Genomic DNA, 26,951 nt, shown 5'->3' on the forward strand with positions numbered 1-26,951 from the left:
GCCCGACAGAGAGGAAATCGCCATGAACCTGCATCAGTTCGCCGAAACCCACGAAGTCACCAATCAACCGCCCACGCTCGATGGCGCCAACCTCTACCGTCTGGATCTGCCATTGCAACAGTGGTCGGAGCGCTTCGGTGCGGGTTGGGCTGAGGCGCAAATTGATGCTTACGGTGCATTGGCGGGTGGCCCTCTGATGGGAGCCGGTTTTCTTGCCAATCAAAATAAACCGGTGTTCGCCAGTCATGACCGGTATGGGCACCGCATCGACCTGGTGGAGTTTCACCCCGCTTATCACCAACTGATGCGTACGGCGGTTGAACACGGTATTCCGTCATTGCCGTGGACTGACCCTCAGCCCGGTGCTCACGTAGCGCGCGCGGCCATGAGCTACCTGCACAGCCAGGCCGAAGCCGGTAGCGGATGCCCATTGACCATGACCTTTGCCAGTGTGCCTGCGTTGAACTTGCAGCCGGGGCTGGCCGAGCAGTGGCTACCGAAGATCCTCGCCCGTGAATATGACCCACGAAATATCGGCATGGCACACAAGGCGGGTGTGACGATTGGCATGGCCATGACCGAAAAGCAGGGCGGTACCGATGTTCGGGCCAACACCACCCGGGCTTATCCTATCGGTGCTTCGGGTCCGGGGCAGGCTTATGAACTGGTCGGACACAAGTGGTTCTGTTCGGCGCCGATGTGCGATGCGTTCCTGACGCTGGCGCAGACCGACAAGGGGCTGACCTGTTTCCTGCTGCCGCGCCATCGCCCGGACGACACCCGTAACGAGTTTTACATACAGCGATTGAAGAACAAGCTGGGCAATTGGTCCAACGCTTCCAGCGAAGTCGAGTTTCGCGGCGCACTCGCCTGGATGATCGGTGAAGAGGGGCGTGGCGTGCCGACGATCATCGAAATGGTTGCCATGACTCGCTTTGACTGCATGGTCGGCTCCAGCGCCCTGATGCGTCAGGCCTTGAGCCAGGCCGCGCATCATTGCGCTCATCGCAGTGTTGGCGGACGGGTGTTGGCTGACCAGCCACTCATGCAGAACGTTCTGGCTGATCTGGCACTGGAGAGCGAAGCGGCGCTGGCCCTGAGCATGCGGATGGGGCGCGCGCTGGACCATCTGGATGATCCGCACGAGGCGCGTTTTGCCCGACTGGTCACGGCAGTGGGCAAGTACTGGATCTGCAAACGGGCGCCGGCCATGATTAACGAGGCCGCTGAATGCATGGGTGGCGCGGGTTATGTAGAGGACAGCATCCTGCCGCGGCTGTATCGCGAAGCACCCGTCAACTCTACGTGGGAAGGCTCCGGCAACGTGCAGTGTCTGGACGTGTTGCGCGCATTGTCCAAAGAGCCGGGCGTGCTCGATACCTTGTTTGCCGAGTTGGGTGATGGCCATGGCGATCAGGATCTGGCCGTACAGATCGACGGCCTGAAAGCCGCCTTCCGAGATACCAGCGATATCCAGTACCGCGCCCGGCAATTGACTGAGGACATCGCGCTGGCTCTGCAGGCCAAGTTACTGCTTGAGGCAGGTAATGCGGCGGTCAGCGACGCGTTTATCGCCAGTCGTCTGGCTTCTCGAAGCTCGGTTTACGGCACCTTGCCAAGAGGTGTTGATGTGCAGGCGCTGGTTGCGCGGTCTACCCCGATGGTTGGGTGAGGCGCATAACCCGCCGGGATTGCCTGGATCCTTGTGGGAGCGAGGCTTGCCCGCGATACAGGCGCTGCGGTGTATCAGATAGAACAAGTCGCCCATATCGCGGGCAAGCCTCGCTCCCACAGAGACCGGCTTTAGCCGGGAGGGGGTAGGTACAGTCACTCTATGTGTGTCGTCCGATAGGTCTGTTTCCGCCAGAATATTGCCCTCCCGGCTAAAGCCGGTCATACGACAAGTCCGCAAGCTTGATCTTGCATACATCGCCACTAGTGCCTTCCCTTCACGATGCAGGCAAGATGGGCCACTGCAAGATCAGAAGGATACCTATCGTGACTGAAACCTTTATCGTCGTCGAAACGCCCGAACAAGCCGTGGATCGCCTTGCTGAACTTCATGAACGCGCGACCAGTGCGTTGAGTAAGGCTCTCAAACAGTATCTGAAAGACCGGATCGAGCCTGATGCCGATCAGCGTGCGCTGTTCCGCTATCCAGAATTACGCCTGACTTATCACTGCCAGGGCGAAGTGCCGCTGACCACCCGCGCTTACGCCAAGGTGCAGTTGCCCGGCAACTACAGCGTGACCGTGACCCACCCGGCCGCCTTCCGCAAATACCTGCTCGAACAACTCGGGCCGTTGATGAATGACTTCACGATTACCGTGGAAGTTGGCGTCAGTGAGCAAAACATTCCATATCCCTATGTGGTTGAGCAGGGCGACGAACTGGCCGGTTCTGGCGTAACGGCTGCAGCGCTGGCGCGGGTTTTCCCCAGCACTGACTTGTCCGCTGCCACTGACGGTATTGCGGACGGCCTGTACGACTGGGCCAACACTGATCCACTGCCGCTGGCCTTGTTCGATGCGGCCCGGGTGGATTTTTCGTTGCGTCGTCTGGTGCATTACACCGGTAGCGACTGGCGCCATGTTCAGCCCTGGATCCTGCTGACCAACTATCACCGCTACGTTGACCAGTTCATCGTTCACGGTCTGGAAAAGCTGCGCGAAGACCCGCGCTTTGTGCGCATGGTGTTGCCAGGTAACGTCATCGTCGAAAAGAGCATGGATCACGGTGAAGCGCAGGCCATTGTCGCCAGCGTGGTCTGGCATCGTTATCAGATGCCGGCTTATCACTTGATCGCCGAAGACGGTCATGGTGTGACGCTGGTCAACATCGGTGTGGGCCCGTCCAACGCCAAGAACATCACCGATCACCTTGCGGTATTGCGTCCGCATTGCTGGTTGATGATTGGTCACTGCGGCGGCCTTCGCCAGTCCCAGACCATCGGCGATTACGTGCTGGCTCACGCTTACATGCGTCGCGACGGTATTCTCGATCGCGTCCTGCCACCTCATATTCCGATCCCGGCCCTGGCCGAAGTGCAGTTGGCTCTTCAGGAGTCTGCGGCGCAAATCACCGGCGAGCGTGGCGATGACCTGAAAAAACGCCTGCGCACCGGTACGGTTCTGACTTATGACGACCGTAACTGGGAATTGCGCTGGGCGCAGGAGCGGCCGCTGATCAACCTGTCCCGTGCGGTTGCCGTGGACATGGAAAGCGGCACCATCGCCGCTCAGGGTTATCGCTTGCGGGTTCCGTACGGCACGTTGCTCTGCGTCTCGGACAAACCGCTGCACAGTGAAATCAAACTGCCTGGCTCTGCCAACGCGTTCTACGAACGTGCGGTCAGCCAGCATTTGAAGATCGGAATCGCCGCGCTGGACCTGATGCGTACTCAGCTCAACTCGCTGCACTCACGCAAATTGCGCAGTTTTGATGAGCCGCCGTTCCGTTGATTAATTAGGTGATGAACGAAAGGGCCATTAAAGTGGCCCTTTCTGTTTTCCGAATACCGAAACTTTCATGCCCCGTACCCAGCGTCCTCCTGCTCGTCGCCCATCACCTGCCAATGCCGGTGCAAACCGCCGTGTCGCCAAGGCGCCGCCTGCCGAGCCAAAACTGATCCTGTTCAACAAGCCATTCGACGTTCTGACCCAGTTCAGTGATGGTGAAGGGCGAGCGACACTCAAGGATTTCATCGAGATCCCTGGCATCTATCCGGCTGGACGACTGGATCGGGACAGCGAAGGTTTGTTGCTGCTGACCAATGACGGCCAGCTTCAGGCACGTATCGCCGATCCGAAACACAAATTGCCCAAGACCTACTGGGTGCAGGTCGAAGGCGAGCCTAGTGCCGAACAGTTGCAGCAATTGCGTGACGGCGTACAGCTCAATGATGGCCCGACCTTGCCCGCTCAGGCACGGCAACTGGATGAACCACAACTCTGGCCGCGCGACCCACCGGTGCGCTTTCGTAAAAGTGTGCCGACCAGTTGGCTGGAGTTGATCATCAAGGAAGGCCGCAACCGACAGGTTCGGCGCATGACCGCTGCGGTAGGTCTGCCGACGTTAAGGCTGGTCCGGGTGAGGATTGGCGACTGGACAATCGAAGGCCTGGATCAGGGGCAATGGCGGGAAGTGCCTGCGAAATTGTGAGCGGGTCTAGACCTTGTGGGAGCAGAGCTTGCTCGCGATGCAGGCAACGCGGTCTATAGTGAATCGCGTGCAGCCCTATCGCGAGCAAGCTCTGCTCCCACATGAAATTGCTTTAGCTCTCAAGATAAGCAATCACAACGGTCTTGATCACGAATGCCATGATTCCCAGGCCCAGCACGAAGAACAGAATAAGGGTGCCAAACCGTCCGGCTTTGGATTTTTTCGCCAGGTCCCAGACGATGAAACCCATGAAGCCGACCAGCAGGGTGATGAGGATCGTCATCATCCATTGTTCGAAAACTTCAGGCTCCATGACTTATCTCCAGACCATCAGTTGCGCAGGTGTACCAGGGGCAGTTCGGTGCTGGCCAGAACCTGATTGAGCACAAAGCTCGACTTCACGCTGGTCACACCGTCGATGCGGGTAAGGTGCCCTAATAGCAATTTCTGGTAGTGATCCATGTCAGCCACCACCACTTTCAACTGATAGTCTGCATCCATACCGGTCACCAGGCTGCATTCGAGCACTTGTGGCAGGTTGCGAATTTGCGCCTCGAAGTTCTCGAAGCGGTCTGGCGTATGTCGATCCATGCCAATCAGCACATAGGCCGTCAGGTTCAGGCCGAGTTTCTTTCGGTCCAGCAGTGCAACCTGCCTGACGATATAACCGTCGTCTTCCAGTTGTTTGACGCGTCGTGAGCAGGGCGAAGGGGACAGACCGATGCGTTCAGCCAGTTCCTGATTGGAGATGCGCGCGTCGCGCTGCAATTCCGCCAAAATACTCAGGTCATATCTGTCGAGTTTGCTCACGAGGTTCACCTTCCTAGGTTCGATTGCGCTGAATTATTCATCCGAAGCTAAAAATTGCGCAAGTAATGTTTTATCCAGCAACATTAGCAATCCTGTGCTGATGCCTCAGGCCTATTCTTTTAAACAGAATCACTGCCCGGACATAGCGTCCAGCGCGGCTCGCCCAATCAGGCCAGCTGCGGCCTCCAGCCCCAAAGGGTTGGCACGGCCCCCGGGCTACATACTGTCCAGAAGACGGCATGAGGTGAGCCGACGCCACAAGCGTTGAGCCAGGACGAAATTCCCGAAGGGGGGCCGCAAGGTCCCCCTTTTCTTTGTGCACCGTTTTAACGGTCATCTCCTTTGTGCTCAGAGGTGTTCGCCGCTAGTAGCGTCCTGATAGCATGCGGCGAACGGCGCATCAATAATGCAGTCTTAACCACATACATCCGGCGCCCCTGTGAGGAAAGCATGAAATCGCGTATCTGGCATTTGGCAGGCTTGAGCCTGTTATGTGTAAGCATCAGTACCCAGGCTTTGGCCGGGGATGACGCACCACGTGATCAGATCCGTGGCAGCTCGGGTGGGCAGCAGCGCGAGCAACCCAATGCTTCGCAACAACTGCAAAACCAGCAGCGCCAGAATCAGCAACAGATTCAGCAGCAGCGTGATCAACAACGCGGCGTCGAGCGTCAGCAGGATCAGCAGATTCGTAATGCTGATCGCCAACAACAGCAGCAGATTCAACAACAGCAAAACCAGCAACGGCAGGTCGAGCGTCAACAGCAGCAACAGATTCGTGACGTTGACCGCCAGCAACAGCAGCAGATACAGCAACAACAAATTCAGCAGCGTCAGGCCGAACGGCAGCAACAGCAGCAAATCCAGCAGCAACAGATTCAACAGCGGCAGATAGATCGTCAGCAACTGGATCAGCGCCAGAACAATCTGCCGATTCAGAGTGGCCCAGGTGAGGCGCGTCAGACTCAGCCGCCGCGCCAAGGCTACTATCAGGACAATGGTTATCGCGGCAGCCGGGGCGACAACCGCCCGAACGATCACTGGACCGGTCGCCCGGATGGTCACGGCAATGGCTGGGGCCCTGGCCCGCAATATCGTCCGGGGCATGTCATCGATCGAGTCCCGGGTAACTACTCGCGCGTTCCGTACCGTGGGCTGGATTACTTTTACTCAGATGGCTATTGGTATCGCCCACAAGGCCCACGCTACGTGATTGTCACGCCGCCATATGGGGTACGGGTGCGCAGCTTGCCTGCTTATTCTCAGGAAGTCTGGATGGGCAGCTCGCTGTACTTCGTGGCGGCAGGAACCTACTACACCTATCAGAACGACACGCAGGATTACGTGGTGGCCTATCCGCCGCAAAACGTCGAGCCTGTTTATACGCCACAAATGCCTGCATCCAGCCCGTATGACCCGATTGCGTACCCGAACAATGGCCAGAATGCTGAGCAGGTCGCGCAGGACAAGTACGATTGTTATCGCTGGTCGGTAGAGCAGAGCAGCTTCGACCCAAATGACCCGAATTCGCCCAATGCCCCGGCGATGATCCAGGTCTACCGTCGTTCCATGGTGGCTTGCCTGATGGGACGCGGCTATACCATCAACTGACGCAGCAACTGAGTCAGACGGTTGCGGGTCGCACGACTTCCTGCGGGTCGGCGTGCACCAGCACTTCGGCCTTCGGGTATTCGCTGTTGATTGCGGCCTCAACCTGATCGCATAGGGCATGCGCGACCGACAAGGTCAGGCTGCCGGGCAACTCCAGGTGTAATTGCACGAACCAGTGGTTGCCGGAAATACGGGTGCGCAAGTCATGCGCACCGAGCACGCCGGGCACGCTGCACGCCAGTTCGAGCATGCGGGCGCTGACATCCACGGGCAATTCCTCGTCCATCAGCACCGAAATGGTTTCCCGAGCGATCTGGAACGCGCTCCACAGGATGTACAGGGAAATGCCCAGGCCGAACCAGGCGTCCAGCTGCTGCCAGCCAAACCACGCCAGAACCAGCGCCAGCAGGATGCCCATGTTCAGCAACATATCTGAGCGGTAGTGCAACGAGTCGGCGCGAATCGCGGCTGAGCCGGTTTCCTTGATCACCTTGTGCTGAAACGCCAGCAGGGCGAAGGTCAGCGCCAGAGAAAGCAGCATGACCGCGATGCCCAGGCCCGGCGCACCAATCGGTTCCGGGTTCTGAATCCGCTCCACGGCCTGAAAGCCGATCAGGCAGGCGCTGACGGCAATGAACAGTGCCTGAGCCATCCCCGACAGCGCTTCCGCCTTGCCATGCCCATAACGATGATCATCATCGGCAGGGCGCAGGGCGTAATGCACTGCCAGCAGATTGAGAAACGATGCCGCTCCATCAAGCAAGGAGTCGGTCAGCCCGGCCAGCAGGCTGACCGAACCACTGAGCCACCACGCTACTGCCTTGGCGACGATCAGGATACTGGCAACCGCCAGCGATGCCCGGGTTGCGAGGCGCAACAGGCGGGCGTGTTCGAGGCTGGTGCTCATCGTGCTTCCTTCACGTTACCTTCAAGCCGACGGTGCAAGGCCCAGTGACGCCAGTTGTTGCACACTGCCACGATGCTGGATCAGGCGTGGATCGTTGAGTGGCAGCGAGCGGCCCAGTTCGGTTTCCAGAATGGCCTGCAGCTTGCTGTTATCGACACTGCCATCAGCATTAACGGCTGGTTGCAACTTTTGCGGATCAATCTGCGCGCTCTGGCCGTGCGGGAAATAAATCGCACCGGTAGCGAAGTCGACACCAAAGGCGATCAGGCCGGGGATCACATAGAACAGCAGGCCGACGGCGTCGAGCACGGCGATTGCCGGGTCAATCTTGCCGTCGATCTGTCCGCGTCGATCAGGGTAGAAAATACTGCCGCATGCGGTGAGTTGAGTCAGCAGAGTAGCGACCACAACGCCGCCGATGAAACGAGTAGGAATGCGCATGAACATCTCCATCAAGTGAAGTGGCAACTATACAAGGCAAATAACGCAGAGCTAAGACTATTACGTGGGTCTGCGGTTCGCTGGCGTAACTCATTAGTGGCCAACATGCAGAACAATGAATTGAATGCACTTTCCTGGAGCTGCCACGTGTTCCTGACACCGCACTGGCTCGCAGTAGACACGTATCTGTAGAAGCGCGCTTGCCCGCGATTCGGTCTTTCCGTCGATGAATACATCGCCTGCACTGACGTGATCGCGGGCAAGCGCGCTCCTACAGGTAAAAAACATTCAAATCAGATATTTGCATTTTTCGGGGAGGAGCTGCCTAGAGCATCCGGGATTTACCCGCCAGCGAATCCACTGCATATTGCTGACACATCCAAAGGAGACGAATGATGTCAGTCAGGGTTTTGATTTTGCCGGGGCTGTTCAATTCTGGGGAAACCCACTGGCAATCTCACTGGGAGCGGCAGTTCCCCGAATTGCATAGGGTTGAGCAACAGGACTGGGAAACGCCGGTCGCAGCGGATTGGGTTGAACGTCTCAATCAGGACATCATGGCAACCGACGGTGAGGTCGTGCTGGTCGGCCACAGTCTGGCCTGCACATTGATCACCCGTTGGGCCGAGCAATACCCAGAAGCGCAAAAGGTACGCGGCGCCTTGCTGGTCGCACCCAGTGATACCGAAGCAGACAGCTATCCACCAGGCACTCGCGGTTTCACACCGATGTCGACGCAACGCCTGCCATTCCCGACCATCACAGTGGCGAGCACGGATGATCCCTATGTCACTCAAGAGCGAGCACGCTTCTTCAGCGAGGCGTGGGGCAGTGAGTTGATCTGGCTGGAGAATGCTGGTCACATCAATGGCCAATCCGGATACGGACCTTGGCCGGAAGGTATCGAATTGTTGTACCGGCTGACAGGCGACGCTCGTTTCAAGCTCAAATAGCCTTCGGCACGTATAATCGGCGGCCTGTTCTGGAGCCGCCATGATTTCCCTGCCCATTGATGCCGTTATTCCCGACCTGCGCCAAGTGCTGTCCGAGCGCCATGAAGCGGTGCTCGAAGCGCCGCCCGGTGCAGGCAAAACCACTCGGGTGCCGTTGGCGCTGCTTGAGGAAACCTGGCTGGCCGGGCAAACCATTCTGATGCTTGAGCCGCGTCGGCTGGCGGCACGGGCAGCGGCTGAGCGACTGGCCAGTGAGCTGGGTGAAATGGTGGGTGAAACGGTCGGCTACCGGATCCGTCTGGAAAGCAGGGTAGGCCCCAACACCCGTATTGAAGTCGTCACCGAAGGCATTCTGACCCGACGTTTGCAGGATGATCCGGCGCTGGAAGGCGTGGGCTTGCTGATTTTTGATGAATTTCATGAGCGCAGTCTGGATGCTGATCTGGCCTTGGCCCTGAGCCTCAACGGCAGGGAATTATTCCGCGACGAGCAGCCTTTGAAAATCCTGCTGATGTCGGCCACTCTGGAGGGCGAGCGGCTTTCCAGTCTGCTGGAAAACGCACCGGTGGTGCGCAGTGACGGTCGCATGTTCCCGGTGCAGATGCAGTGGGGGCGACCGTTTCAGCCCGGCGAATTCATTGAGCCGCGTGTGGTGCAGACGGTTCTGGACGCGATCAACGATCAAAGCGGTAGCCTGTTGGTGTTCTTGCCAGGGCAGGCGGAAATTCGGCGGGTCAATCAGCAACTGGGCGATGTTTTGGGGGCGCGGGCCGATATTTTGCTGTGCCCTTTGCATGGCGAACTCGACCTGAACGCCCAGCGCGCGGCAATAGAACCTGCACCGAAAGGCATTCGCAAAGTCGTTCTGGCAACGAATATTGCCGAAACCAGTTTGACCATTGATGGCGTACGCGTGGTGATCGACGCCGGTCTGGCGCGAGTGCCGCGATTTGATCCGGGCAGCGGCATGACCCGGCTTGATACCCAGCGCATTTCCAGGGCCAGCGCTACCCAGCGTGCCGGTCGAGCGGGGCGTTTGGAGCCAGGCGTGTGTTATCGGCTGTGGTCCGAAGCTCAACACGAACAACTCGCTGCTTATGGCGCGGCAGAAATCCTGCAGGCAGATCTTGCCGGTTTAGCCTTGCAACTGGCGCGCTGGGGCGTGACCCCAGCCCAACTGGTCTGGCTCGACGTGCCGCCTGCCGCGGCTTACGGCCAGGCTCAGGATTTGCTGCGACGCCTCGGCGCCTTGAGCCGCCAGCCGGGTGACGAACCCAAACTTACGACTCACGGTCAGGCCATGGCTGAGTTGCCCGCGCACCCACGTATCGGCCATTTGCTGTTGCGCGGTCAGGCGCTGGGGCTTGGCAGTCTGGCCTGCGATGTTGCCGCTTTACTTGGCGAACGCGACATTCTGCGTGGTGCGGGGGCGGATTTGCACAGTCGCTTGAGCCTGCTTGAAGGTACTGAACGTGCAGCTCGCGGCGCCCAGGGCGGCGTACAACGGGCCAAACAACTGGCTCGCCAATATCGCGGCTATTTGCGCGGTTCTGCGTCTGAACCCGTCAGCGATCCAGACCATCCGCGCTGGCTTGGCGCGCTGCTGGCGCTGGCGTATCCCGACCGTGTTGCGCAACAACGCAAGGCTGGCGGTGCCGAGTATCGACTTGCCAATGGCCGCGCTGCGCTGTTTGCCGAGGTTGATGCATTGATGAAGCAACCTTGGCTGGTGGTCGCTGATCTGGGCAGCCGTCAAGGGCAGCGCGAAGAGCGTATCTATCTGGCGGCCGAATTTGATCCAGCCTTGTTTGACTCAGTGCTTGCTGATCAGGTGACCGAGCTCGATCAACTGGATTGGGACGAACGCGAGGGTGTATTCCGTGCCGAACGCCAGCGCAAGGTGGGAGAACTGATCCTCAGCCGCGAGCCGCTGACCGGGCTGGATGAGTCCGCCAAAGGTCAGGCGTTGCTGGCACTGGTGCGGCGCAAAGGTCTGGAGTTGTTGCCATGGACGCCCGAACTGCGCCAATGGCAAGCGCGCGTTGGCTTGTTGCGCTCGCTGGATCTGCAGCAGAAAGACAGCAGCGAATGGCCCGATGTCAGCAATGCCGGTTTGCTTGAGCGGCTGGAAATCTGGCTCCTGCCGTATCTGGGCAAGGTGTCGCGGCTTAGCCACTTCAGTAACCTGGACCTGTCTTCCATCCTGCATAACGCGCTGCCATGGCCGCTGCCCCAGCGCCTGGACGAACTCGCACCGCATCACTTGAGCGTGCCATCCGGGTCATCGGTGCGGCTGGATTACAGCGAACACCCGCCGATTCTCGCCGTGCGTCTGCAAGAGCTGTTTGGTCTGGCGGATACGCCGCGCATCGCCAATGGACGACAGATCGTCAAATTGCACCTGCTGTCCCCGGCCCGCCGTCCGGTGCAGGTCACGCAAGACCTGGCCAACTTCTGGCGCAGTACCTATGCCGAGGTGAAGAAGGATTTGAAGGGCCGATACCCGAAGCACTATTGGCCGGATGACCCGCTGATAGCCGAGCCTACGGCGCGGATCAAGCCGAGGAAGTAGAGGCCAGCGGCCCGTCCCACGACATCCCACAGGTACCTCGATTTCTGCGCGACAGAGTTTTCAGGGCAATACCGGCAACAAAAACCGCCCAATCACTGGCAAGTGATTGGAGATCAGTAGCGTGTCTTCCTGGCGCACGGCAGCGCCGACGCGTTTGAGGCGCGGGCTGAAAAACAGGTAGTCGACGGTTCGGTCCGGGCCGTTGATGCGTGGGTCATTGGGGAAATGCGTTAGCCATTTCGAACGATCAATGCCGCTCGCTTCGACGTTATTGGGGATCATCGGGTATTTGTCCCACAGCACGTGCAGTTGGCTGTCCGGCTGATACAGCGAGCGCTGTTCGGCAGGCAGACGCTGATACTGACCCAGCGGTAGCAGATTAAAATCCCCGCCGATTAACCATGGCGTGCCACTGGCTTCGAACTTGTCCAGCAGCTTGCTGGTGACCTGCACCTGACGCTGCATGGCGTCGTCGCCTTCGACAAAGGTGTCCAGATGCGTGTTGATGACCGCCAGATGGCCGCCGTCCCGTAATGGCAGATAACTGACCAGAAGAGCGGGTTTGCGCTGGAATTGACGACTGATCAGGTTGGCATCGCGAATCGGCAGCTGGATGCGTTCCGCCCGGTCGATCTCGAAGCGGCTCAGGGTCGCTAGCTTCATGCCGACGCTGCCTGCGATATGCGGGTTCGGCACGAAATCGGCTTTCCAGTAGAACGCCTCGGTGCTGCACGGGTACAGGTCGATCACGCGCTCCTGTAGCAACGCCAGTTGATCGTCGTAACCGGTGTTCTTCGCGCCGTCGTTCACCTCTTGTAACAGGACGATGTCCGGCTGCTCGTCACGAATCACCCGGGCGACTTCATCGAGATTGAAGGCGACATCTTCTGGCGTTGGTCGCTCATCCTGACCGCTACCATCGGCCATGTCGTACCAGAACACGTAACGCTTGCCCGCCAGATACTGGATGTTCCAGGTCATGACTTTGAGCGCTTGGCCGGGCACCAGACGCTGAGCCTGGCCTGCAGGGCTGCAGATGACGGGCAGCTCTTCACGTTGAGCGGGGCGCCAGGTCAGGGTGTAGATCAGCCCCAGCACTACGCCGGCCAGCAATAGAAGAATCAGAATGAAACGGGTCAAACGACTCATCGGCTCGGCTTAGAACGCGTTGCGTTCAGTCAGAAGTTCGCGTTGCAGGGCTTTTGAAACAAAGTGCAGCCCGAGCATAGCCGACTGGAACCTGATTGACAGCCTCCGTCTCGGCTACTCCAGCTCTTCGCGTTGTGCAGGTGGTTCGTTAAGGAGCATGAACAAGCGGAACATCACCACGCTGGTGAACAACTGCAGGAAGCTGCTCACGACATTAATCAGCAACGTGGCTGCAGCGTTCTGCGGCTCAGGCAGTAGAAAGTAAGCGATGCCTTCCAGCAGCGACAGCGGAATGTAGATGCACAGCACGCACGTCAGGATGCGTACGAAATGCCCTTTGGTCATCTCAAAGCTTGCGCGCATTGCCATCAATGGCGTCAGGCCGCGCAGCACCAGCAGGTATTCAGCGAACACCAGTTTTACCATCACCCAGATGCCCGGAATGATGAACAGCGACAGGCCAAACATGATTAACAGCGTGCTCAGCGCCGAGAGTACGGCGAATGTTGGCCACATGCGTAAAGCCATGGCCAGCAGGTCGCGTGGTCGCGGTTGATCACCGCCACGGCTGCGGGCGTCCAGAAACAGAATCAGTGCGCAGGTGTAGAGCGGGTAGAACAACAGGCCGATCAATAGCTCGTAACCCGATGAGGCGTTGGTCGTCAGCGAACCGCTCAGCGCCTGCTTGGCCAGCGCTTCAACGATCACCAGCGGCAGGCACAGCGCGAGGATACTTGTCAGGTTGCGCCGGAAAAAATACAGGGAGTCGGTAAGAATGGTCAGCGGGTTCATTAGGATCAGGTCGCAGAAAAAAGCAGGCGGTCACTTTAGCTGGCTAACCAGGCACCGGCCAGAGCCTTCTTAACATTTGCGACAGTCTATTGAAACGCCCTGGATTAGCCCCATTACCTTGCTACGCGCTGGCTATCCGGCCAGGCGAAGATTTTTAACGGCAATCTAACGAGGTCGCCATGAACAGCGAAGAGCAAACCCTGATCGACGGTCTTTTCACCAAGCTGAAAAGTGCCGAAACCGGTTCAGCCCCCCGCGACGTGGAGGCTGAAGCCAGGATCAAGGAGCATCTCAACCAGCAACCGGCCGCGCCTTATTACATGGCGCAGGCGATTCTGGTGCAGGAAGCGGCAGTCAATCAGCTCAACCAACAGGTCAAAGAGCGCGACGAGCAAATCCAGCGCCTGCAGGCTGAACTCCAGCAGGCGAAGGCTCAAGGTTCCTCGGCTCCGGCGCAGGGCGGTGGCGGATTCTTGTCGAGCATCTTCGGTGGCGGCGGTAACCGTCCGCAGCCGCAAACACAACCGCAGCAGTCGTTCTCTCAGCCGCCAGCGTCGTCGGGTGGTGGCTGGCGTGATGGCCCGGCCAGCCCGCCGCCTTACAACGCGCCGCAGGGTAACTATGCCGCACCACAGCAGCAGGCTCCGCGCGGCACTGGATTTCTCGGCGGTGCGTTGCAGACTGCGGCCGGTGTAGCCGGTGGTGTCATGCTGGCGCAGGGACTGAGCAGCATGTTCGGCAGTCACAATCAGCCTGAAGAAGTTGTGGAAGTCATCAAAGAAGAGCCTGCTCAGGTTGCTGATCATAGCCCTCAGGATTCAGGTGGCGGCTGGAACGATGGTCAGGAGAGCGTGAGCAGCAACGATTCATACGGCAACGATCAAGGCGGCTGGGATGACGGTGGCTTTGATGGCGGGGATGATGATTCGTTTGTTTGATTCAAGCGTTGATGAATACTTGTAGGAGCTGCCGAAGGCTGCGATAGCCATTCCCCCTGATACACCGCTGTTCGCAGCCTGCGGCAGCTCCTACAACAATCGGGCGTTGGCGCCAATGCCCGGGGCACCCACGAAACTGGCATACTAAGCGCCGATTCACTCCGAATCGGCGTTGTCGTTTGGCTGCGCTGCTGCGTCATGAGGATTACCGGTGAAGAAAATCGCTGTGTTCGCCGATGTACAGAACCTCTATTACACCGTCCGTCAGGCCCATGGTTGCCATTTCAACTATGCGGCGTTGTGGGCGGACATCAGTAAGCGTGGGCAAATCGTCGAGGCGTATGCCTATGCCATCGACCGTGGCGACAGCAAACAGCAGCAATTCCAGCAAATCCTCCGCAACCTCGGTTTCACCGTCAAACTCAAACCGTACATCCAGCGCAGCGATGGCTCGGCCAAGGGTGACTGGGACGTGGGCATCACCATCGATATCATGGACGTGGCGCCGCAGGTCGACGAAGTGGTACTGGCTTCCGGCGATGGCGATTTCGATTTGTTGCTTGAGCGCATCATCAGCAAACATGGTGTCGAAGCGGTTGCCTATGGCGTGCCGGGGCTGACCGCCAACTCGCTGATCCGCGCCGCCAGTCGTTACGTGCCTATTGAAGGCGCGTTACTTTTACGTTGATTTTTTAAGGATTCAGGCAAGTGTTGGAACGTGTAGCGGTCATCGACTTTGAAACCACCGGTATATCTCCCGGCCAAGGCTGCCGTGCCACGGAGATTGCTGTGGTGATCATGGAGCAGGGGCGCATCGTTGATCGTTTTCAAAGCCTGATGAACGCTGGTGTACGAATTCCGGGCTTCATTGAGTCGCTGACCGGCATCAGCAACAGCATGATCCGCACTGCACCGTCGGCTGAACGAGTCATGAGCGACGTGGCAGACTTCGTGGGCACGATCCCGTTGGTGGCGCATAACGCGTCGTTCGACCAAAAGTTCTGGGATTACGAGCTGTCGCGCATCGAGCGCAGCCGCCAACAAAGCTTTGCTTGCTCCCTGCTGTTGGCGCGACGCCTGATGCCGACTGCGCCCAATCACAAGCTTGGCACCCTGACCAGCTATGCGCGTCTGCCCAATACCGGTAAGGCTCACCGGGCCATGGCCGACGCTGAGATGGCCGCCAACCTGACTGCGCACCTCACTAACGAACTGCGCCACACTCACGGTCTGTCCACGATATCCCACCAATTACTCTGCACCCTGCAGAAAGTGCCTGCGGCGAAAATCAGCGAAGCGATCAAGCGTCAGCGCGGGTTTTAACGACGGTCGTTAGCGCCTCGCCTCCAGTCTCTACAACTGATTAATCTGACGCCGTTTGCGAAAGCCGCAGGCGGTGCAGGCCGGAATAGTCCGGACAGGGTAAACTGCGCGCCATCTCGCGTGATTTATCTACGGTATTCAAATGACATTCGCCACACTCGGCCTGATCGAACCCCTGCTGCGCGCGCTTGAAGCGCTCGGCTACCAGACCCCGACGCCTGTTCAGGCGCAGGCGATTCCACCGGTCCTGGCCGGGCGTGACCTGATGGCCGCCGCCCAGACTGGTACTGGCAAAACTGCCGGTTTCGCCTTGCCACTGCTGCAACGGCTGACCATGGAAGGCCCGAAAGTCACGCCCAACTCGGTGCGTGCGCTGGTGCTGGTGCCGACCCGTGAGCTGGCCGAGCAGGTTCATGAGAACATTCGCCAGTACGCCGAACACCTGCCGTTGAGCACGTATGCCGTCTACGGCGGCGTGAGCATCAACCCGCAGATGATGAAACTGCGCAAGGGCGTCGATGTGCTGGTTGCCACACCGGGGCGCTTGCTCGACCTCTACCGCCAGAACGCGGTGAAGTTCTCCCAGCTGCAAACCCTGATCCTCGACGAAGCGGATCGCATGCTCGATCTGGGCTTCTCCGAAGAATTGCGCGACATCTACAAGGCGCTGCCCAAAAAGCGTCAGACTCTGCTGTTCTCCGCGACCTTCTCCGACGCCATCCGTCAGTTGGCTGCACAAATGCTCGACGACCCACTGACCATCGAAGTCAGCCCGCGCAACGTGGCGGCGTCTTCGGTCAAGCAATGGGTGGTGACGGTCGACAAGAAGCGCAAGCCTGAGTTGTTCATCCATCTGCTGAAGAAACTGCGCTGGTCCCAGGTTCTGGTATTCGCCAAGACCCGCGTTGGCGTTGATCAACTGGTGGATCGCCTGCAAGGCCTGGGCATCAGTTCTGATGGTATTCACGGCGACAAGCCGCAGGCTACACGTCAGCGGGCGCTGGATCGTTTCAAGGCAAGTGAAGTACAGATTCTGGTGGCGACTGATGTTGCCGCGCGCGGTCTTGATATTGATGACTTGCCGACAGTGGTCAACTTCGACCTGCCCATCGTCGCCGAAGATTACATCCATCGCATTGGCCGTACCGGTCGTGCAGGTCTGACGGGTGAAGCTATTTCGCTGGTGTGCGCTGACGAAGTGGAATTGCTGTCAGCGATTGAAACCCTGACCCGCCAGACATTGCGTCGTGAAGAAGAACCGGATTTCGAGCCAGAGCATCGCGTACCGACGACTGATGCCAGCGGCCAGATTCTGAAGAAGCCGAAAAAGCCGAAGAAACCCAAGGTATCTGGCGGCAAGCGCAATCTGGGTAAATGGATCGACAGTGGCGACGCTGCACCGGAAGCGCCATCGGCCAAGCCGGTGCGTAAAGTCCCGGTCTTTAACACCGGCCCGCGCAAGAAAAAGCCTTGATGTAAAAGGCGTGTATGAGCGACGCCGTACCTGTGGGAGCGGTGCTTGCCCGCGATAAGAACACTGCGGTTTATCTTTCAAACCGCGTCGAATTTATCGCGGGCAAGCACCGCTCCCACATGGAACCATCCTCGCTGCGCGATAGCGTGGCGTCAGGTATGTAAGCTGCGCTGTCATTCGGTAATTGGCTGCCAGCTTCCCACCATGTGCACCAACTCTGGCGCACCTTCCAGGCGGAATTGGCCATGAGACCCGGCGGCGCTGGCGGACAGCACTATCTCGCTGGGCAAGCGGACGGGTTTCTGGAACTGCACGCTGATATCCACATTGGACGCCGGGAGATGATTGGCCAGAAAGGCCAGCGTTCTAGCCTTGAGCCACATGCCATGGGCAATCGCCTTCGGGAAGCCGAATAGCTTGGCGCTGGGACCACTCAGGTGAATCGGGTTGTAATCACCGGACACCTTGGCGTAACGCCGACCAATCTCTGCTGTTGCTTGCCAGCGTGCTACTTCCGTGACGGGTAATGGAGCGGGTTCGAATTCACCGATGGCTGCGCCTTCGAGGTTTACGCCGCGGCACAGCATCGTGCTTTCCTCTTCCCATAACAGGCCCATTGAGTCTTCAACCTGAGTGATCAGGCTGAAGGTCGCACCTTTCTCATGGGGCTGCAGGTTCTCGGCCTGCACACCCACGTAGACCTTGCTCACGCTGCCGAGAGGCCGATGAATCTTGATGCGGTTACTCAGATGTATCAGCCCCAATAAAGGGAAGGGGAAATCCTTGGCAGTCATCAGCTGCATTTGAAGGTTGAATGCCAGCACATGTGGATAGGTTGGAGGCAGCAGGCTGTTTTCACTGAAACCGCACACTTCGCGGTATTGGGTCAGTTTTTGCGCATCTACTGAAGTCCAGCAGCGTAGCCCGATCTCGGGGAGTTCAGTACCGGTCACCTTGCGCCGCAATGCCGCCTGCACGAATAGATTCGGCAGAGTGGGCAGGGAATCCAGGTATCGCCAATGAGCGCTCATCGTGCATCTCCTTGCTCTGATTATCGTCTCTGATCACGCGCCAATGACGCTTTGACCACAGACCCGCAACACCTGGCCACTGACGGCGCCAGCGCCTGGTTGAGCCAGCCAGGCAACAGCCTCTGCCACATCTTGTGGCAAGCCCCCTTGACCCAGAGAACTCATGCGCCGCCCGGCTTCTCGCAGGGCGAACGGCATACTTGTGGTCATTTTGGTTTCGATGAAGCCAGGTGCGACGGCGTTGATGCTGATGCCGCGCTCGTTAAGGACCGGGGCAAGGGCGCGAGCCAGCCCGATCAGGCCTGCTTTACTGGTGGTGTAATTGGTTTGGCCTCGATTACCTGCAAGTCCGCTGATTGAGGCGAGGAGGATGACGCGCCCGTTATCTCGCAACGTGCCACTGTCCAGCAGCGCTTCGGTCAACACTTGGGGGGCGTTGAGGTTGACCGCCAGCACCGAGTCCCAGAAATCGGCAGACATATTGACCAGCGTCTTGTCGCGAGTAATGCCAGCGTTATGGACCAGGATATCGATGCCGCCTTGCAGGTGTTCGATCAACTGCGCGCCTGCATCAGCGGCGCCGATGTCCAGTGTCAGCGCCTTGCCGCCCAGTCTCGCCGCCAGAGCTTCCAGATCAGACTTGGCTTGCGGCACATCAAGCAGGACTACTTCAGCACCGTCGCGAGCCAGTGTTTCGGCAATCGCCGCACCGATGCCACGCGCAGCGCCGGTAACCAGCGCTTTGCGGCCACTGAGCGGACGGCTCCAGTCCTGCACCTGGGCTGGGCAAGGACTCAGGCGGATGACCTGACCTGAGATAAACGCGCTCTTGGGCGACAGGAAAAACCTCAATGCACCTTCAAGCTGATCCTCGGCACCGCTGTCCACTTGCAGCAATTGCACGGTGCCGCCATTGCGCATCTCTTTGGCCAGCGAGCGGCTGAAGCCTTCGAGTGCTTGCTGGGTGCTGGCGGCCAGTGGTTCCTGCAAGCTAGCGGGGGCGTGGCCAAGAATCACCACATGCGCGCTGTTATCCAGATTTTTCAGCAGTGGCTGAAAGAATTCCCGCAATTGCTTGAGGTCTTCGGTACGCGTGAAAGCGCTGGCGTCAAACACCACGGCTTTTATTTTCGGCCCTTGGTCGGCAACCCAGGCCGCTGCGCCCGGGACTTCTGAGCCAAAGCTGTAGATTGATTCGGTCAAGCGTTGCGCAAAAAGTCTGACTTGATCCGCCAATGGCCCGGCGCTGATCAGCAGCGTTCCCTCGACAGGTCGCAGACGCCCGGCCTGCCAGCGTTCCAGTCTGACCGGTTTTGGCAGGCCAATAGCGCCAACCAGGCGGCTGCCCAGGTCGGAGTTGGCAAAATCTATGTAGCGATCAGACGGCATGGAACACTCTCCTTGAGTCGGGGTTCAAAGGAGTTGACCACACTCAAGCGACGTTCGTTCGAGTATCCCCTACGCTGCTCATCAGCGAATCCGTATCAATAAAGGGAGTTTTCAATGAATCAGCCACGCCGGGTCGCCATTGTCGGCGGTAACCGTATTCCATTCGCTCGCTCCAATGGCCCTTACGCCACCGCGAGCAATCAGGAGATGCTGACCGCCGCGCTGGAGGGTTTGATCGAGCGCTTCAACCTGCATGGCTTGCGCATGGGCGAGGTCGTTGCCGGTGCTGTGCTCAAGCATTCCCGGGACTTTAATCTGACCCGCGAATGCGTGTTGGGCTCGCGCTTGTCGCCGCAAACGCCTGCCTACGATCTACAGCAGGCCTGCGGTACTGGCCTGGAGGCGGCGTTGCTGGTGGCCAACAAGATTGCACTGGGGCAGATCGAATGCGGCATTGCGGGCGGCGTGGACACGACTTCCGATGCGCCAATTGGCGTTAATGAAGAATTGCGTAACATTTTGCTGCGGGTCAATCGCACCAAGTCCATGGGCGACAAACTCAAGCTTTTGTTGAAGTTGCGTCCACATAATCTCAAGCCAGAACTGCCGCGTAACGGCGAGCCGCGTACAGGTCTGTCCATGGGGCAGCATTGCGAATTGATGGCGCAGCGCTGGAACATTCCTCGCGACGCCCAAGACCAGTTGGCGCTGGAAAGCCATCTGAAAATGGCCGCGGCCTACACCGAAGGCTGGCAGAACGATTTGATGACGCCGTTTCTGGGGCTGACCCGTGACAACAACCTGCGCCCTGACCTGACGCTTGAAAAGCTCGCCAGCCTGAAACCGGCGTTCGAGCGCAGTGCCAAAGGAACGCTGACAGCGGGCAACTCCACACCACTGACCGATGGAGCCTCCTTGGTCCTGTTGGCCAGTGAAGAGTGGGCCAGGGAACGTGGTCTGCCGGTGTTGGCGTATCTGCGCGATGGCGAGTCGGCGGCAGTGGATTTCGTCAACGGTAATGAAGGTCTGCTGATGGCGCCTGCCTATGCCGTGCCTCGGCTATTGGCGCGCAATGGTCTGACGTTGCAGGACTTCGACTACTACGAGATTCACGAAGCCTTTGCGGCTCAGGTGTTATGCACGCTAAAGGCCTGGGAAGACGCGGATTATTGCCAGACCCGGCTTGGGCTGGACGCGCCTCTGGGGTCGATTGATCGCAGCAAGATGAACGTCAAAGGCAGCTCATTGGCGGCCGGCCATCCGTTTGCTGCAACAGGCGGGCGTATCGTCGCCAACCTGGCCAAGTTGTTAAGCGTTGCAGGTCAGGGGCGCGGATTGATATCCATCTGCGCGGCGGGCGGGCAGGGGGTTACGGCGATTCTTGAGCGGTGATTTAATTTGTAGGAGCTGCCGAAGGCTGCGAATCGATGTATCAGATAGATTGATTCGCAGCCTTCGGCAGCTCCTACAAAGATCACACCAGGCTCAAGCCGCGCGGGCTTCTTCCAGCGCTTCTTTCGACAATTGCTGCTTGTGCCGGTTGGCGTAGTTCTCCGCCATCACCGAACACACAATCAACTGGAGAGGGTGGTAGATCATTATCGGCAGCAAGATCAGACCCAGGCCTGGGTTGTTGCCGAAGATCAACGCTGCCATCGGTGCTCCGGCCGCCAGGGACTTCTTGGTCGCGCAGAACACTGCTGCAACTTTATCTGCGTGGTTGAATTTCAGAACGCGAGCGGTACCGGTGGTCAGAAGCAGGATCACCACCAGCAACACCGCGCTTCCAACGAAGGCCATGGCGATGACCGAGTTGCCCTGGGTTTGCCACAGCCCCGACACCATGGAGTTACAGAACGCTGCGTAGACCAGCAACAGGATCACGATCTTGTCGATCAGGTTGGTGTACTTCTTGTGCCTGGCGAAAAACTTGCCCACCAACGGACGCACCAACTGGCCCAGGATGAGTGGCAGCAGCAACATCAGGCTCAAGTCCAGCAGAGTGGAACCCAGATCGATCCCTCCGGACCCGGTGCCAATCACCAGGCTCACCAGCCACGGCGTCAGGAAGATACCGAATACGCTGGACATGCTCGCATTGAGGATCGCTGCCGGGACGTTGCCACCTGCGCTACCAGTCAGCGCCACCGACGAGGAAATGGTCGACGGCAGTGCGCACAGATACAGGAAGCCCAGCATCAACAGCGCAGGAACGTAGGCGCCAAAGGTCTTGTCGCAGATCACCCAGATGATTGGGAACACTAAAAACGTGAAGACCTGCACCATGATGTGCAGGCGCCAGTTTTTCAGGCCATGCCTGATCTGTTCGCTGGAAAGATTGACGCCGTGCAGGAAGAACACCACGAACACGCCAATGTTGATCACGTATTCGGCGTGCATTAAGCCGCCAGTTGCGCCAAAGCCCGGGAAAAAGTAAGCCAGCACCGTGGCCAGGACCATCCCGCAAAGGAACCAGTCGGTGACGACGCGTTTGAGATGTTTAAGGACAGACATTGGGGGCTCGGCTGATTGTAAAAATAGATGTCTGCAGGCTAACTCACTCGTACACTGCCGTCTTGCGACATAAGGCCATTTGATAGCGACTAACGGACAAAATCCCATGCATCGTCAAGGTAGCGAGCGACAGATCCCCGCCCTGAGCCAACTACCGCGCCCGTTGTATGCCCGCGCGGAAAGTCTGAGCGCCGGTTCCTGGACACCTCCGCATCGTCACGAGTGGGTGCAGTTTTCCTACGCGATCAGTGGGGTGCTCGGGGTGCATACCGCCGAAGGCAGTTTCTTCGCCCCGCCGCAGTGGGGCGTCTGGATACCTGCCGGTCTGGAGCACGAAGTGGTGACCTCAATGCGTGCGGAAATGCGCAGCCTTTACGTGCGAAAAGAGGACTCCGCATGGGCGCCGCAACGCTGTCGGGTGCTTGAGGTGACGCCGCTGGCTCGTGAGTTGATCAAGAGTTTCTGTCAGTTACCGGCTGAATACCCGCTGGGTAACAGCAGCGAAGCGCGATTGGTGCAGGTGTTGATGGATCAATTGGCGCATCTTCCGGAGGTAGGTTTCTCGCTGCCGCTGCCTCGCCATCCTCGTCTGTTGGAACTGTGCAACGAATTGATTGAAGAGCCCGGCCAACTGATCACCCTGCATGACTGGGCGGTGCGTCTGGGTGCTTCGGAGAAAACCCTGATGCGTCTGTTTCAGCGCGAAACGGGGTTGAGCTTTCGCGGCTGGCGGCAGAGAGCGCGGCTGCTGTCCTCTCTCGGTGCTCTGGAAAATGGCGACAGCGTGACCAATACGGCGTTGGCCTGTGGCTACGACTCCACCTCTGCATTCATTGCGGCTTTCAAGGGCCTGTTCGGGTTCACTCCAGGTGAGCTGTTCAAGCAATGATTGGCCCTGATTGTCTTACGCGATGCATGCAGTCGATGAAGTTTCTTACCCTGTGAACACGGTTTGTTTTTTGCGCTCTTACGGCATGAAAGCTGCTTTGTACCGGGATGATGAAGGATTTTCCGACAGAAACTATCCACATCAAACGTCAGCTCCTACTACTCGCTGGCAGAGGATTGCCGTATAACGGGCAACAATCGCGTGTTTGGCAACGAAGGACCCACAATAAAAGCTGATGAAAACTCCTAAACGCATTGAACCCCTGATCGAGGACGGTCTGGTGGACGAGGTGCTGCGCCCGCTAATGAGCGGTAAAGAGGCAGCTGTTTATGTGGTGCGCTGTGGCAATGAGCTGCGGTGTGCCAAGGTTTACAAGGAGGCGAATAAACGCAGTTTCCGTCAGGCTTCTGAATATCAGGAAGGCCGCAAGGTTCGTAACAGCCGTCAGGCACGAGCGATGGCCAAGGGCTCCAAGTTTGGTCGCAAGGAAACAGAGGACGCTTGGCAGAACGCCGAAGTCGCGGCGCTGTTCCGGTTGGCCAGCGCTGGTGTCCGGGTCCCCAAGCCATACGACTTCCTGGAAGGCGTGTTGCTTATGGAGATGATTGCCGACGAGTATGGCGACGCCGCACCGCGATTGAATGATGTGGTCCTGGAGCCGGATCAGGCTCGGGAGTATCACGCCTTTCTGATCGAACAGATTGTGCTGATGCTATGTACCGGTTTGGTGCATGGTGACCTTTCCGAGTTCAACGTGCTGTTGACCCCGACTGGCCCGGTCATCATCGATTTGCCTCAGGCTGTCGACGCGGCGGGCAACAACCATGCGTTCAGCATGCTGGAGCGTGATGTGGGCAACATGGCGTCCTACTTTGGCCGCTTTGCGCCGGAGTTGCGTAAAACGAAGTACGCCAAGGAAATGTGGTCGTACTACGAAGCCGGTACCTTGTCGCCAGCGACAGTGTTGACCGGCGAGTTTGATGAGCCGGAAGATGAGGCGGATGTAGGCGGCGTGCTTCGCGAAATCGAAGCGGCTCGTCTGGACGAAGACCGTCGCCAGGCTGCTCGTGCTGCCGACGATGCACCACCGAGTAAAACGGCTGAAGAACCGCCTCCGCCCTGGATGCAGTGATCAGTAGTTAACAAAAACCCGGCTCAGGCCGGGTTTTTTGTCTGGATTGGAATGCGGTCACTGGTTCAGCTCCATCCTGTGGGACCGAATTTATTCGGGAAGGCGCTTGTTCAGGCGATACATAAGCTGCGGATGTACTGGCCTCTTCGCGAATGAATTCGCTCCCACAGGGGTTGTATTTGCAGGCCAACATAGAATCTCCCACAGGGTTTTGTGTCACCTGCGAGATCACTTAACTACAACACCCACCCGAAGCCAGGTCCTTGAGAATGGGGCAATCGGGGCGGTCGTCGCCGTGGCAGTGTTCAACCAGTTCCTGCAAAGTGTCGCGCAGGCTCGCGAGCTCCTCGATTTTCTGGTTCAGTTCACCGATATGCTGACGAGCCAGGGCTTTGACGTCTGCGCTGGCGCGTTGTCGGTCTTGCCAAAGCGTCAGCAACTTGCCGACTTCCTCCAGGGAAAACCCCAGATCCCGCGAGCGCTTGATGAACGCGAGTGTGTGCAGATCATCTTTGCCATACAGGCGATAGCCGCTCTCACTGCGGTGCGCTGCTTGCAGCAGGCCCGTGGCTTCGTAATAGCGAATCATTTTGGCGCTCAATCCGCTCTGTTTCGCGGCTTGTCCGATATTCATGGCTGCGTTCCTGAGTCCTTGGGCTTCCATGTCTTCAGCAGAAGCGCGTTGCTCACCACGCTGACGCTGGACAGCGCCATGGCCGCGCCTGCCAACACCGGGTTGAGAAAACCGAACGCCGCCAACGGGATGCCGATCAGGTTGTAAACGAAGGCCCAGAACAGGTTCTGACGGATCTTGGCGTAGGTCTTGCGGCTGATCTCCAGCGCTGCTGGAATCAGCGCCGGATCGCCGCGCATCAAGGTGATGCCGGCGGCATGCATGGCCACGTCGGTGCCGCCACCCATGGCGATGCCGATGTCGGCAGCAGCCAACGCCGGAGCATCGTTGATGCCGTCGCCGACCATGGCGACCACGCCGTAGCGCTTCAGGTCTGCCACTGTCGCGGCTTTGTCCGCAGGCAGCACTTCGGAATGCACGTCACGGATACCCAGTGCGTCTGCAACTACTTTGGCGCTGCCGTGGTTATCACCGGTCAGCAAGTGGCTGCTGATGTTGCGTGCCGCTAATTGTTCGACCGCTTGCCGCGCGCCGGGCTTGAGTGTGTCGCCAAAGGCGAACAGACCGAGCACAGCGGGATTCGGACTTTGCTCGATCAACCATGACAAGGTCCGGCCTTCGGCCTCCCAGGCACGGGCTGCGTCGGCGAGCTCTTCCATGTGCAGGCCGCTCTGCTCAAGCATTCGTCGGTTGCCCAGGACCAGGTCGCGTCCGTCCAGCGTTCCGGCAATACCGACGCCAGGGAGGGCATGACTGTTTTCAATGCTGACCGGATTCAGATGCCAATCCCGGCAGGCATCCAGCACGGCTTTGGCCAATGGATGTTCGCTGCCTCGCTGTAAAGCGCCAGCCCACTCCAGTACCTGTTCTTCATTGCCGCCCTTGGCGCAGAAATGGGCGATTTGTGGAGTGCCCGAGGTCAGCGTTCCGGTCTTGTCGAACACCACCGTCGTCACTTCGTGTGCACGTTCCAGTGCCTCGGCGTCCTTGATCAAAATGCCGTAGCGCGCCGCGACGCCGGTTCCGGCCATGATTGCCGTGGGCGTCGCCAATCCCAGCGCACAGGGGCAGGCGATGACCAATACAGCGACTGCATTGATCAGCGCGCTCTCCATGGGGGCGCCTGCCAGCAGCCAACCGGCGAATGTGATCGCAGCGATGACTAATACCGTAGGGACGAACACCTGACTGACCCGGTCCACCAGCTTCTGGATGGGGGCCTTGCCTGCCTGAGCGTCTTCTACCAACCGGATGATGCGTGCCAGCACCGTTTCAGTGCCCAGTGCTGTGGTCTTGACCAGCAGGCGGCCTTCGCCATTGATAGCGCCGCCGGTGACTTTGTCGCCTGTCTGTTTCGGCACTGGCAGGCTTTCGCCGCTGATCAGCGCCTCGTCGGCATGGCTTTGACCTTCGATCACTTCACCGTCTACCGGGAAGCGCTCGCCCGGTTTTACCAGCACCAGGTCGCCAAGATTCAAAGCGCTGATAGCAATGTCGTACTCATGACCGTCAATGACCTGCAGGGCGCGATCAGGGCGCAATGCCTCCAGCGCCCGAATGGCGCTTGCGGTCTGGCGTTTGGCGCGGCTTTCCAGGTACTTGCCCAGCAATACCAAGGCAATGACAACGGCCGAAGCCTCGAAATACAAATGGGGCATTTCGCCGGGCGCCGCATTCATCCACTCGTAAACACTCAAGCCGTATCCGGCGCTGGTCCCCAGCGCAACCAGCAGGTCCATGTTGCCAGCGCCAACGCGCACGGCTTTCCACGCGGCGACGTAAAAGCGTGCGCCGAAAATAAACTGAACAGGCGTGGCGAGCGCGAACTGTGCCCAGGCGGGCAGCATCCAGTGCATGCCCAGAGGTTGCAGCAGCATCGGCAGAATCAGCGGGATCGACAGCATGATTGCCAGAATCAATGTCCAGCGCTCGCGGGTCAGCGTGCGTAGCTGTTGGTCGGCTTTGGCCGTCGGGTCTTGAAGGACAGTGGCGCCGTACCCGGCTTTTTCAACTGCGGCGATCAGGGTCGCGGTATCCGGCCCGCCATCCGTCTCGATATGCGCCTGTTCATTGGCGAGGTTGACGCTGACGGCCTTGACCCCTTGCACCTTGTTCAGCGCACGTTCGACCCGACCTGCGCAGCTGGCGCAGGTCATGCCGGAAATCGGCAGATCGAAGTTGAGCGGGTTAAGCATGTTCTTTCTCCCTGAAGGCATTTACCTGCAAGGAT

The 26,951-nt window shown here is 58.7% G+C and carries 25 protein-coding genes; 14 read left to right on the forward strand and 11 right to left on the reverse strand.

The window, feature by feature from the left end; all coding sequences use genetic code 11:
• The first annotated feature begins 22 nt into the window (after window positions 1–22).
• From EE949_RS02370 to EE949_RS02380, 3 genes are all read left to right on the forward strand, one after another.
• Window positions 23–1,672, forward strand: coding sequence for an acyl-CoA dehydrogenase family protein (locus EE949_RS02370; protein WP_122662503.1), 1,650 nt, complete (start codon window positions 23–25; stop codon window positions 1,670–1,672).
• A gap of 293 nt (window positions 1,673–1,965) precedes the next feature.
• Window positions 1,966–3,462, forward strand: coding sequence for an AMP nucleosidase (gene amn / locus EE949_RS02375; RefSeq protein WP_162874172.1), 1,497 nt, complete (start codon window positions 1,966–1,968; stop codon window positions 3,460–3,462).
• Between the two features lie 67 nt (window positions 3,463–3,529).
• On the forward strand, window positions 3,530–4,162 hold the full coding sequence (locus EE949_RS02380; protein WP_122662505.1) for a pseudouridine synthase: 633 nt from the start codon (window positions 3,530–3,532) through the stop codon (window positions 4,160–4,162).
• A gap of 112 nt (window positions 4,163–4,274) precedes the next feature.
• On the opposite strand, the gene EE949_RS02385 is transcribed toward EE949_RS02380, so the two are convergent.
• Window positions 4,275–4,475: a DUF2788 domain-containing protein gene (locus EE949_RS02385; RefSeq protein WP_122662507.1), complete on the reverse strand. Its 201-nt coding sequence runs from the start codon at window positions 4,473–4,475 to the stop codon at window positions 4,275–4,277.
• Window positions 4,476–4,492: 17 nt separating this feature from the next.
• Window positions 4,493–4,972, reverse strand: coding sequence for an Lrp/AsnC family transcriptional regulator (locus EE949_RS02390; protein ID WP_027901835.1), 480 nt, complete (start codon window positions 4,970–4,972; stop codon window positions 4,493–4,495).
• 450 nt (window positions 4,973–5,422) lie between these two features.
• Here EE949_RS02390 and EE949_RS29760 point away from each other — a divergent pair, with 450 nt between their 5' ends.
• Window positions 5,423–6,583 carry a DUF6515 family protein gene (locus EE949_RS29760; protein WP_122662509.1) on the forward strand — a complete coding sequence of 387 codons (1,161 nt, stop codon included), beginning with the start codon at window positions 5,423–5,425 and terminating at the stop codon, window positions 6,581–6,583.
• A gap of 13 nt (window positions 6,584–6,596) precedes the next feature.
• On the opposite strand, the gene EE949_RS02400 is transcribed toward EE949_RS29760, so the two are convergent.
• Both EE949_RS02400 and EE949_RS02405 read right to left on the reverse strand, forming a co-directional pair.
• On the reverse strand, window positions 6,597–7,490 hold the full coding sequence (locus EE949_RS02400; protein ID WP_122662511.1) for a cation diffusion facilitator family transporter: 894 nt from the start codon (window positions 7,488–7,490) through the stop codon (window positions 6,597–6,599).
• A 21-nt stretch (window positions 7,491–7,511) separates the two neighbouring features.
• Window positions 7,512–7,931, reverse strand: a complete 420-nt coding sequence (locus EE949_RS02405; protein ID WP_122662512.1) for a polyribonucleotide nucleotidyltransferase — start codon at window positions 7,929–7,931, stop codon at window positions 7,512–7,514.
• Between the two features lie 395 nt (window positions 7,932–8,326).
• On the opposite strand from EE949_RS02405, the gene EE949_RS02410 reads away from it, so the two are divergent.
• Together EE949_RS02410 and hrpB are read left to right on the forward strand one after the other, a co-directional pair.
• Complete coding sequence (locus EE949_RS02410) at window positions 8,327–8,884, forward strand: RBBP9/YdeN family alpha/beta hydrolase (protein WP_122662514.1); 558 nt, start codon at window positions 8,327–8,329, stop codon at window positions 8,882–8,884.
• A gap of 40 nt (window positions 8,885–8,924) precedes the next feature.
• Window positions 8,925–11,456 carry an ATP-dependent helicase HrpB gene (hrpB, locus tag EE949_RS02415; protein ID WP_122662516.1) on the forward strand — a complete coding sequence of 844 codons (2,532 nt, stop codon included), beginning with the start codon at window positions 8,925–8,927 and terminating at the stop codon, window positions 11,454–11,456.
• 60 nt (window positions 11,457–11,516) lie between these two features.
• Here the strand turns inward: hrpB and EE949_RS02420 are convergent, their stop codons facing one another.
• Window positions 11,517–12,605: an endonuclease/exonuclease/phosphatase family protein gene (locus tag EE949_RS02420; protein ID WP_122662518.1), complete on the reverse strand. Its 1,089-nt coding sequence runs from the start codon at window positions 12,603–12,605 to the stop codon at window positions 11,517–11,519.
• A 114-nt stretch (window positions 12,606–12,719) separates the two neighbouring features.
• On the reverse strand, window positions 12,720–13,397 hold the full coding sequence (locus EE949_RS02425; RefSeq protein WP_122662520.1) for a YciC family protein: 678 nt from the start codon (window positions 13,395–13,397) through the stop codon (window positions 12,720–12,722).
• 179 nt (window positions 13,398–13,576) lie between these two features.
• On the opposite strand from EE949_RS02425, the gene EE949_RS02430 reads away from it, so the two are divergent.
• The 5 genes from EE949_RS02430 (at window position 13,577) to EE949_RS29625 (ending at window position 17,296) form a co-directional block, all read left to right on the forward strand.
• On the forward strand, window positions 13,577–14,335 hold the full coding sequence (locus EE949_RS02430; RefSeq protein ID WP_122662522.1) for a DUF2076 domain-containing protein: 759 nt from the start codon (window positions 13,577–13,579) through the stop codon (window positions 14,333–14,335).
• A 211-nt stretch (window positions 14,336–14,546) separates the two neighbouring features.
• Complete coding sequence (locus tag EE949_RS02435) at window positions 14,547–15,023, forward strand: NYN domain-containing protein (RefSeq protein ID WP_111758285.1); 477 nt, start codon at window positions 14,547–14,549, stop codon at window positions 15,021–15,023.
• A gap of 23 nt (window positions 15,024–15,046) precedes the next feature.
• Window positions 15,047–15,658, forward strand: a complete 612-nt coding sequence (locus EE949_RS02440; RefSeq protein ID WP_162874183.1) for a 3'-5' exonuclease — start codon at window positions 15,047–15,049, stop codon at window positions 15,656–15,658.
• A gap of 142 nt (window positions 15,659–15,800) precedes the next feature.
• A complete protein-coding gene (locus EE949_RS02445; RefSeq protein ID WP_122662526.1) occupies window positions 15,801–17,132 on the forward strand; it encodes a DEAD/DEAH box helicase in 1,332 nt (443 codons plus the stop codon).
• Between the two features lie 14 nt (window positions 17,133–17,146).
• Window positions 17,147–17,296: a hypothetical protein gene (locus EE949_RS29625; protein WP_206335689.1), complete on the forward strand. Its 150-nt coding sequence runs from the start codon at window positions 17,147–17,149 to the stop codon at window positions 17,294–17,296.
• 9 nt (window positions 17,297–17,305) lie between these two features.
• On the opposite strand, the gene EE949_RS02450 is transcribed toward EE949_RS29625, so the two are convergent.
• Together EE949_RS02450 and EE949_RS02455 are read right to left on the reverse strand one after the other, a co-directional pair.
• A complete protein-coding gene (locus EE949_RS02450; RefSeq protein ID WP_122662529.1) occupies window positions 17,306–18,163 on the reverse strand; it encodes a MaoC family dehydratase in 858 nt (285 codons plus the stop codon).
• A 33-nt stretch (window positions 18,164–18,196) separates the two neighbouring features.
• Complete coding sequence (locus tag EE949_RS02455) at window positions 18,197–19,552, reverse strand: 3-oxoacyl-ACP reductase (RefSeq protein WP_122662531.1); 1,356 nt, start codon at window positions 19,550–19,552, stop codon at window positions 18,197–18,199.
• A 114-nt stretch (window positions 19,553–19,666) separates the two neighbouring features.
• Here EE949_RS02455 and EE949_RS02460 point away from each other — a divergent pair, with 114 nt between their 5' ends.
• Complete coding sequence (locus EE949_RS02460; protein ID WP_122662533.1) at window positions 19,667–20,944, forward strand: acetyl-CoA C-acetyltransferase; 1,278 nt, start codon at window positions 19,667–19,669, stop codon at window positions 20,942–20,944.
• Window positions 20,945–21,037: 93 nt separating this feature from the next.
• On the opposite strand, the gene EE949_RS02465 is transcribed toward EE949_RS02460, so the two are convergent.
• On the reverse strand, window positions 21,038–22,066 hold the full coding sequence (locus EE949_RS02465) for a bile acid:sodium symporter family protein (protein ID WP_122662535.1): 1,029 nt from the start codon (window positions 22,064–22,066) through the stop codon (window positions 21,038–21,040).
• Between the two features lie 106 nt (window positions 22,067–22,172).
• Here EE949_RS02465 and EE949_RS02470 point away from each other — a divergent pair, with 106 nt between their 5' ends.
• Window positions 22,173–22,955: an AraC family transcriptional regulator gene (locus EE949_RS02470; protein WP_122662537.1), complete on the forward strand. Its 783-nt coding sequence runs from the start codon at window positions 22,173–22,175 to the stop codon at window positions 22,953–22,955.
• 235 nt (window positions 22,956–23,190) lie between these two features.
• Entirely contained in the window at window positions 23,191–24,087 is an 897-nt protein-coding gene (locus tag EE949_RS02475) for a PA4780 family RIO1-like protein kinase (protein ID WP_122662539.1), read from the forward strand.
• A 232-nt stretch (window positions 24,088–24,319) separates the two neighbouring features.
• On the opposite strand, the gene cueR is transcribed toward EE949_RS02475, so the two are convergent.
• Together cueR and EE949_RS02485 are read right to left on the reverse strand one after the other, a co-directional pair.
• Window positions 24,320–24,721, reverse strand: coding sequence for a Cu(I)-responsive transcriptional regulator (cueR, locus tag EE949_RS02480; RefSeq protein WP_122662541.1), 402 nt, complete (start codon window positions 24,719–24,721; stop codon window positions 24,320–24,322).
• Window positions 24,718–26,916: a heavy metal translocating P-type ATPase gene (locus EE949_RS02485; RefSeq protein ID WP_122662543.1), complete on the reverse strand. Its 2,199-nt coding sequence runs from the start codon at window positions 26,914–26,916 to the stop codon at window positions 24,718–24,720. Before EE949_RS02485 ends, cueR begins: the two co-directional genes overlap by 4 nt.
• Between the last annotated feature and the right edge of the window lie 35 nt (window positions 26,917–26,951).

Origin of the sequence: Pseudomonas viridiflava, from assembly GCF_900602065.1 — a bacterium.
Taxonomy (GTDB): domain Bacteria; phylum Pseudomonadota; class Gammaproteobacteria; order Pseudomonadales; family Pseudomonadaceae; genus Aquipseudomonas.

Coding starts and splice junctions, on each gene's coding strand:
- EE949_RS02470 (WP_122662537.1), top strand. CDS start 22,173: ATGCATCGTCAAGGTAGCGAGCGACAGATCCCCGCCCTGAGCCAACTA.
- EE949_RS29760 (WP_122662509.1), top strand. CDS start 5,423: ATGAAATCGCGTATCTGGCATTTGGCAGGCTTGAGCCTGTTATGTGTA.
- EE949_RS02410 (WP_122662514.1), top strand. CDS start 8,327: ATGTCAGTCAGGGTTTTGATTTTGCCGGGGCTGTTCAATTCTGGGGAA.
- EE949_RS29625 (WP_206335689.1), top strand. CDS start 17,147: ATGAGCGACGCCGTACCTGTGGGAGCGGTGCTTGCCCGCGATAAGAAC.
- amn (WP_162874172.1), top strand. CDS start 1,966: ATGGGCCACTGCAAGATCAGAAGGATACCTATCGTGACTGAAACCTTT.
- EE949_RS02370 (WP_122662503.1), top strand. CDS start 23: ATGAACCTGCATCAGTTCGCCGAAACCCACGAAGTCACCAATCAACCG.
- EE949_RS02385 (WP_122662507.1), bottom strand. CDS start 4,475: ATGGAGCCTGAAGTTTTCGAACAATGGATGATGACGATCCTCATCACC.
- EE949_RS02430 (WP_122662522.1), top strand. CDS start 13,577: ATGAACAGCGAAGAGCAAACCCTGATCGACGGTCTTTTCACCAAGCTG.
- EE949_RS02425 (WP_122662520.1), bottom strand. CDS start 13,397: ATGAACCCGCTGACCATTCTTACCGACTCCCTGTATTTTTTCCGGCGC.
- EE949_RS02380 (WP_122662505.1), top strand. CDS start 3,530: ATGCCCCGTACCCAGCGTCCTCCTGCTCGTCGCCCATCACCTGCCAAT.
- EE949_RS02405 (WP_122662512.1), bottom strand. CDS start 7,931: ATGCGCATTCCTACTCGTTTCATCGGCGGCGTTGTGGTCGCTACTCTG.
- EE949_RS02445 (WP_122662526.1), top strand. CDS start 15,801: ATGACATTCGCCACACTCGGCCTGATCGAACCCCTGCTGCGCGCGCTT.
- EE949_RS02475 (WP_122662539.1), top strand. CDS start 23,191: ATGAAAACTCCTAAACGCATTGAACCCCTGATCGAGGACGGTCTGGTG.
- EE949_RS02460 (WP_122662533.1), top strand. CDS start 19,667: ATGAATCAGCCACGCCGGGTCGCCATTGTCGGCGGTAACCGTATTCCA.
- EE949_RS02420 (WP_122662518.1), bottom strand. CDS start 12,605: ATGAGTCGTTTGACCCGTTTCATTCTGATTCTTCTATTGCTGGCCGGC.
- cueR (WP_122662541.1), bottom strand. CDS start 24,721: ATGAATATCGGACAAGCCGCGAAACAGAGCGGATTGAGCGCCAAAATG.
- hrpB (WP_122662516.1), top strand. CDS start 8,925: ATGATTTCCCTGCCCATTGATGCCGTTATTCCCGACCTGCGCCAAGTG.
- EE949_RS02485 (WP_122662543.1), bottom strand. CDS start 26,916: ATGCTTAACCCGCTCAACTTCGATCTGCCGATTTCCGGCATGACCTGC.
- EE949_RS02450 (WP_122662529.1), bottom strand. CDS start 18,163: ATGAGCGCTCATTGGCGATACCTGGATTCCCTGCCCACTCTGCCGAAT.
- EE949_RS02465 (WP_122662535.1), bottom strand. CDS start 22,066: ATGTCTGTCCTTAAACATCTCAAACGCGTCGTCACCGACTGGTTCCTT.
- EE949_RS02400 (WP_122662511.1), bottom strand. CDS start 7,490: ATGAGCACCAGCCTCGAACACGCCCGCCTGTTGCGCCTCGCAACCCGG.
- EE949_RS02455 (WP_122662531.1), bottom strand. CDS start 19,552: ATGCCGTCTGATCGCTACATAGATTTTGCCAACTCCGACCTGGGCAGC.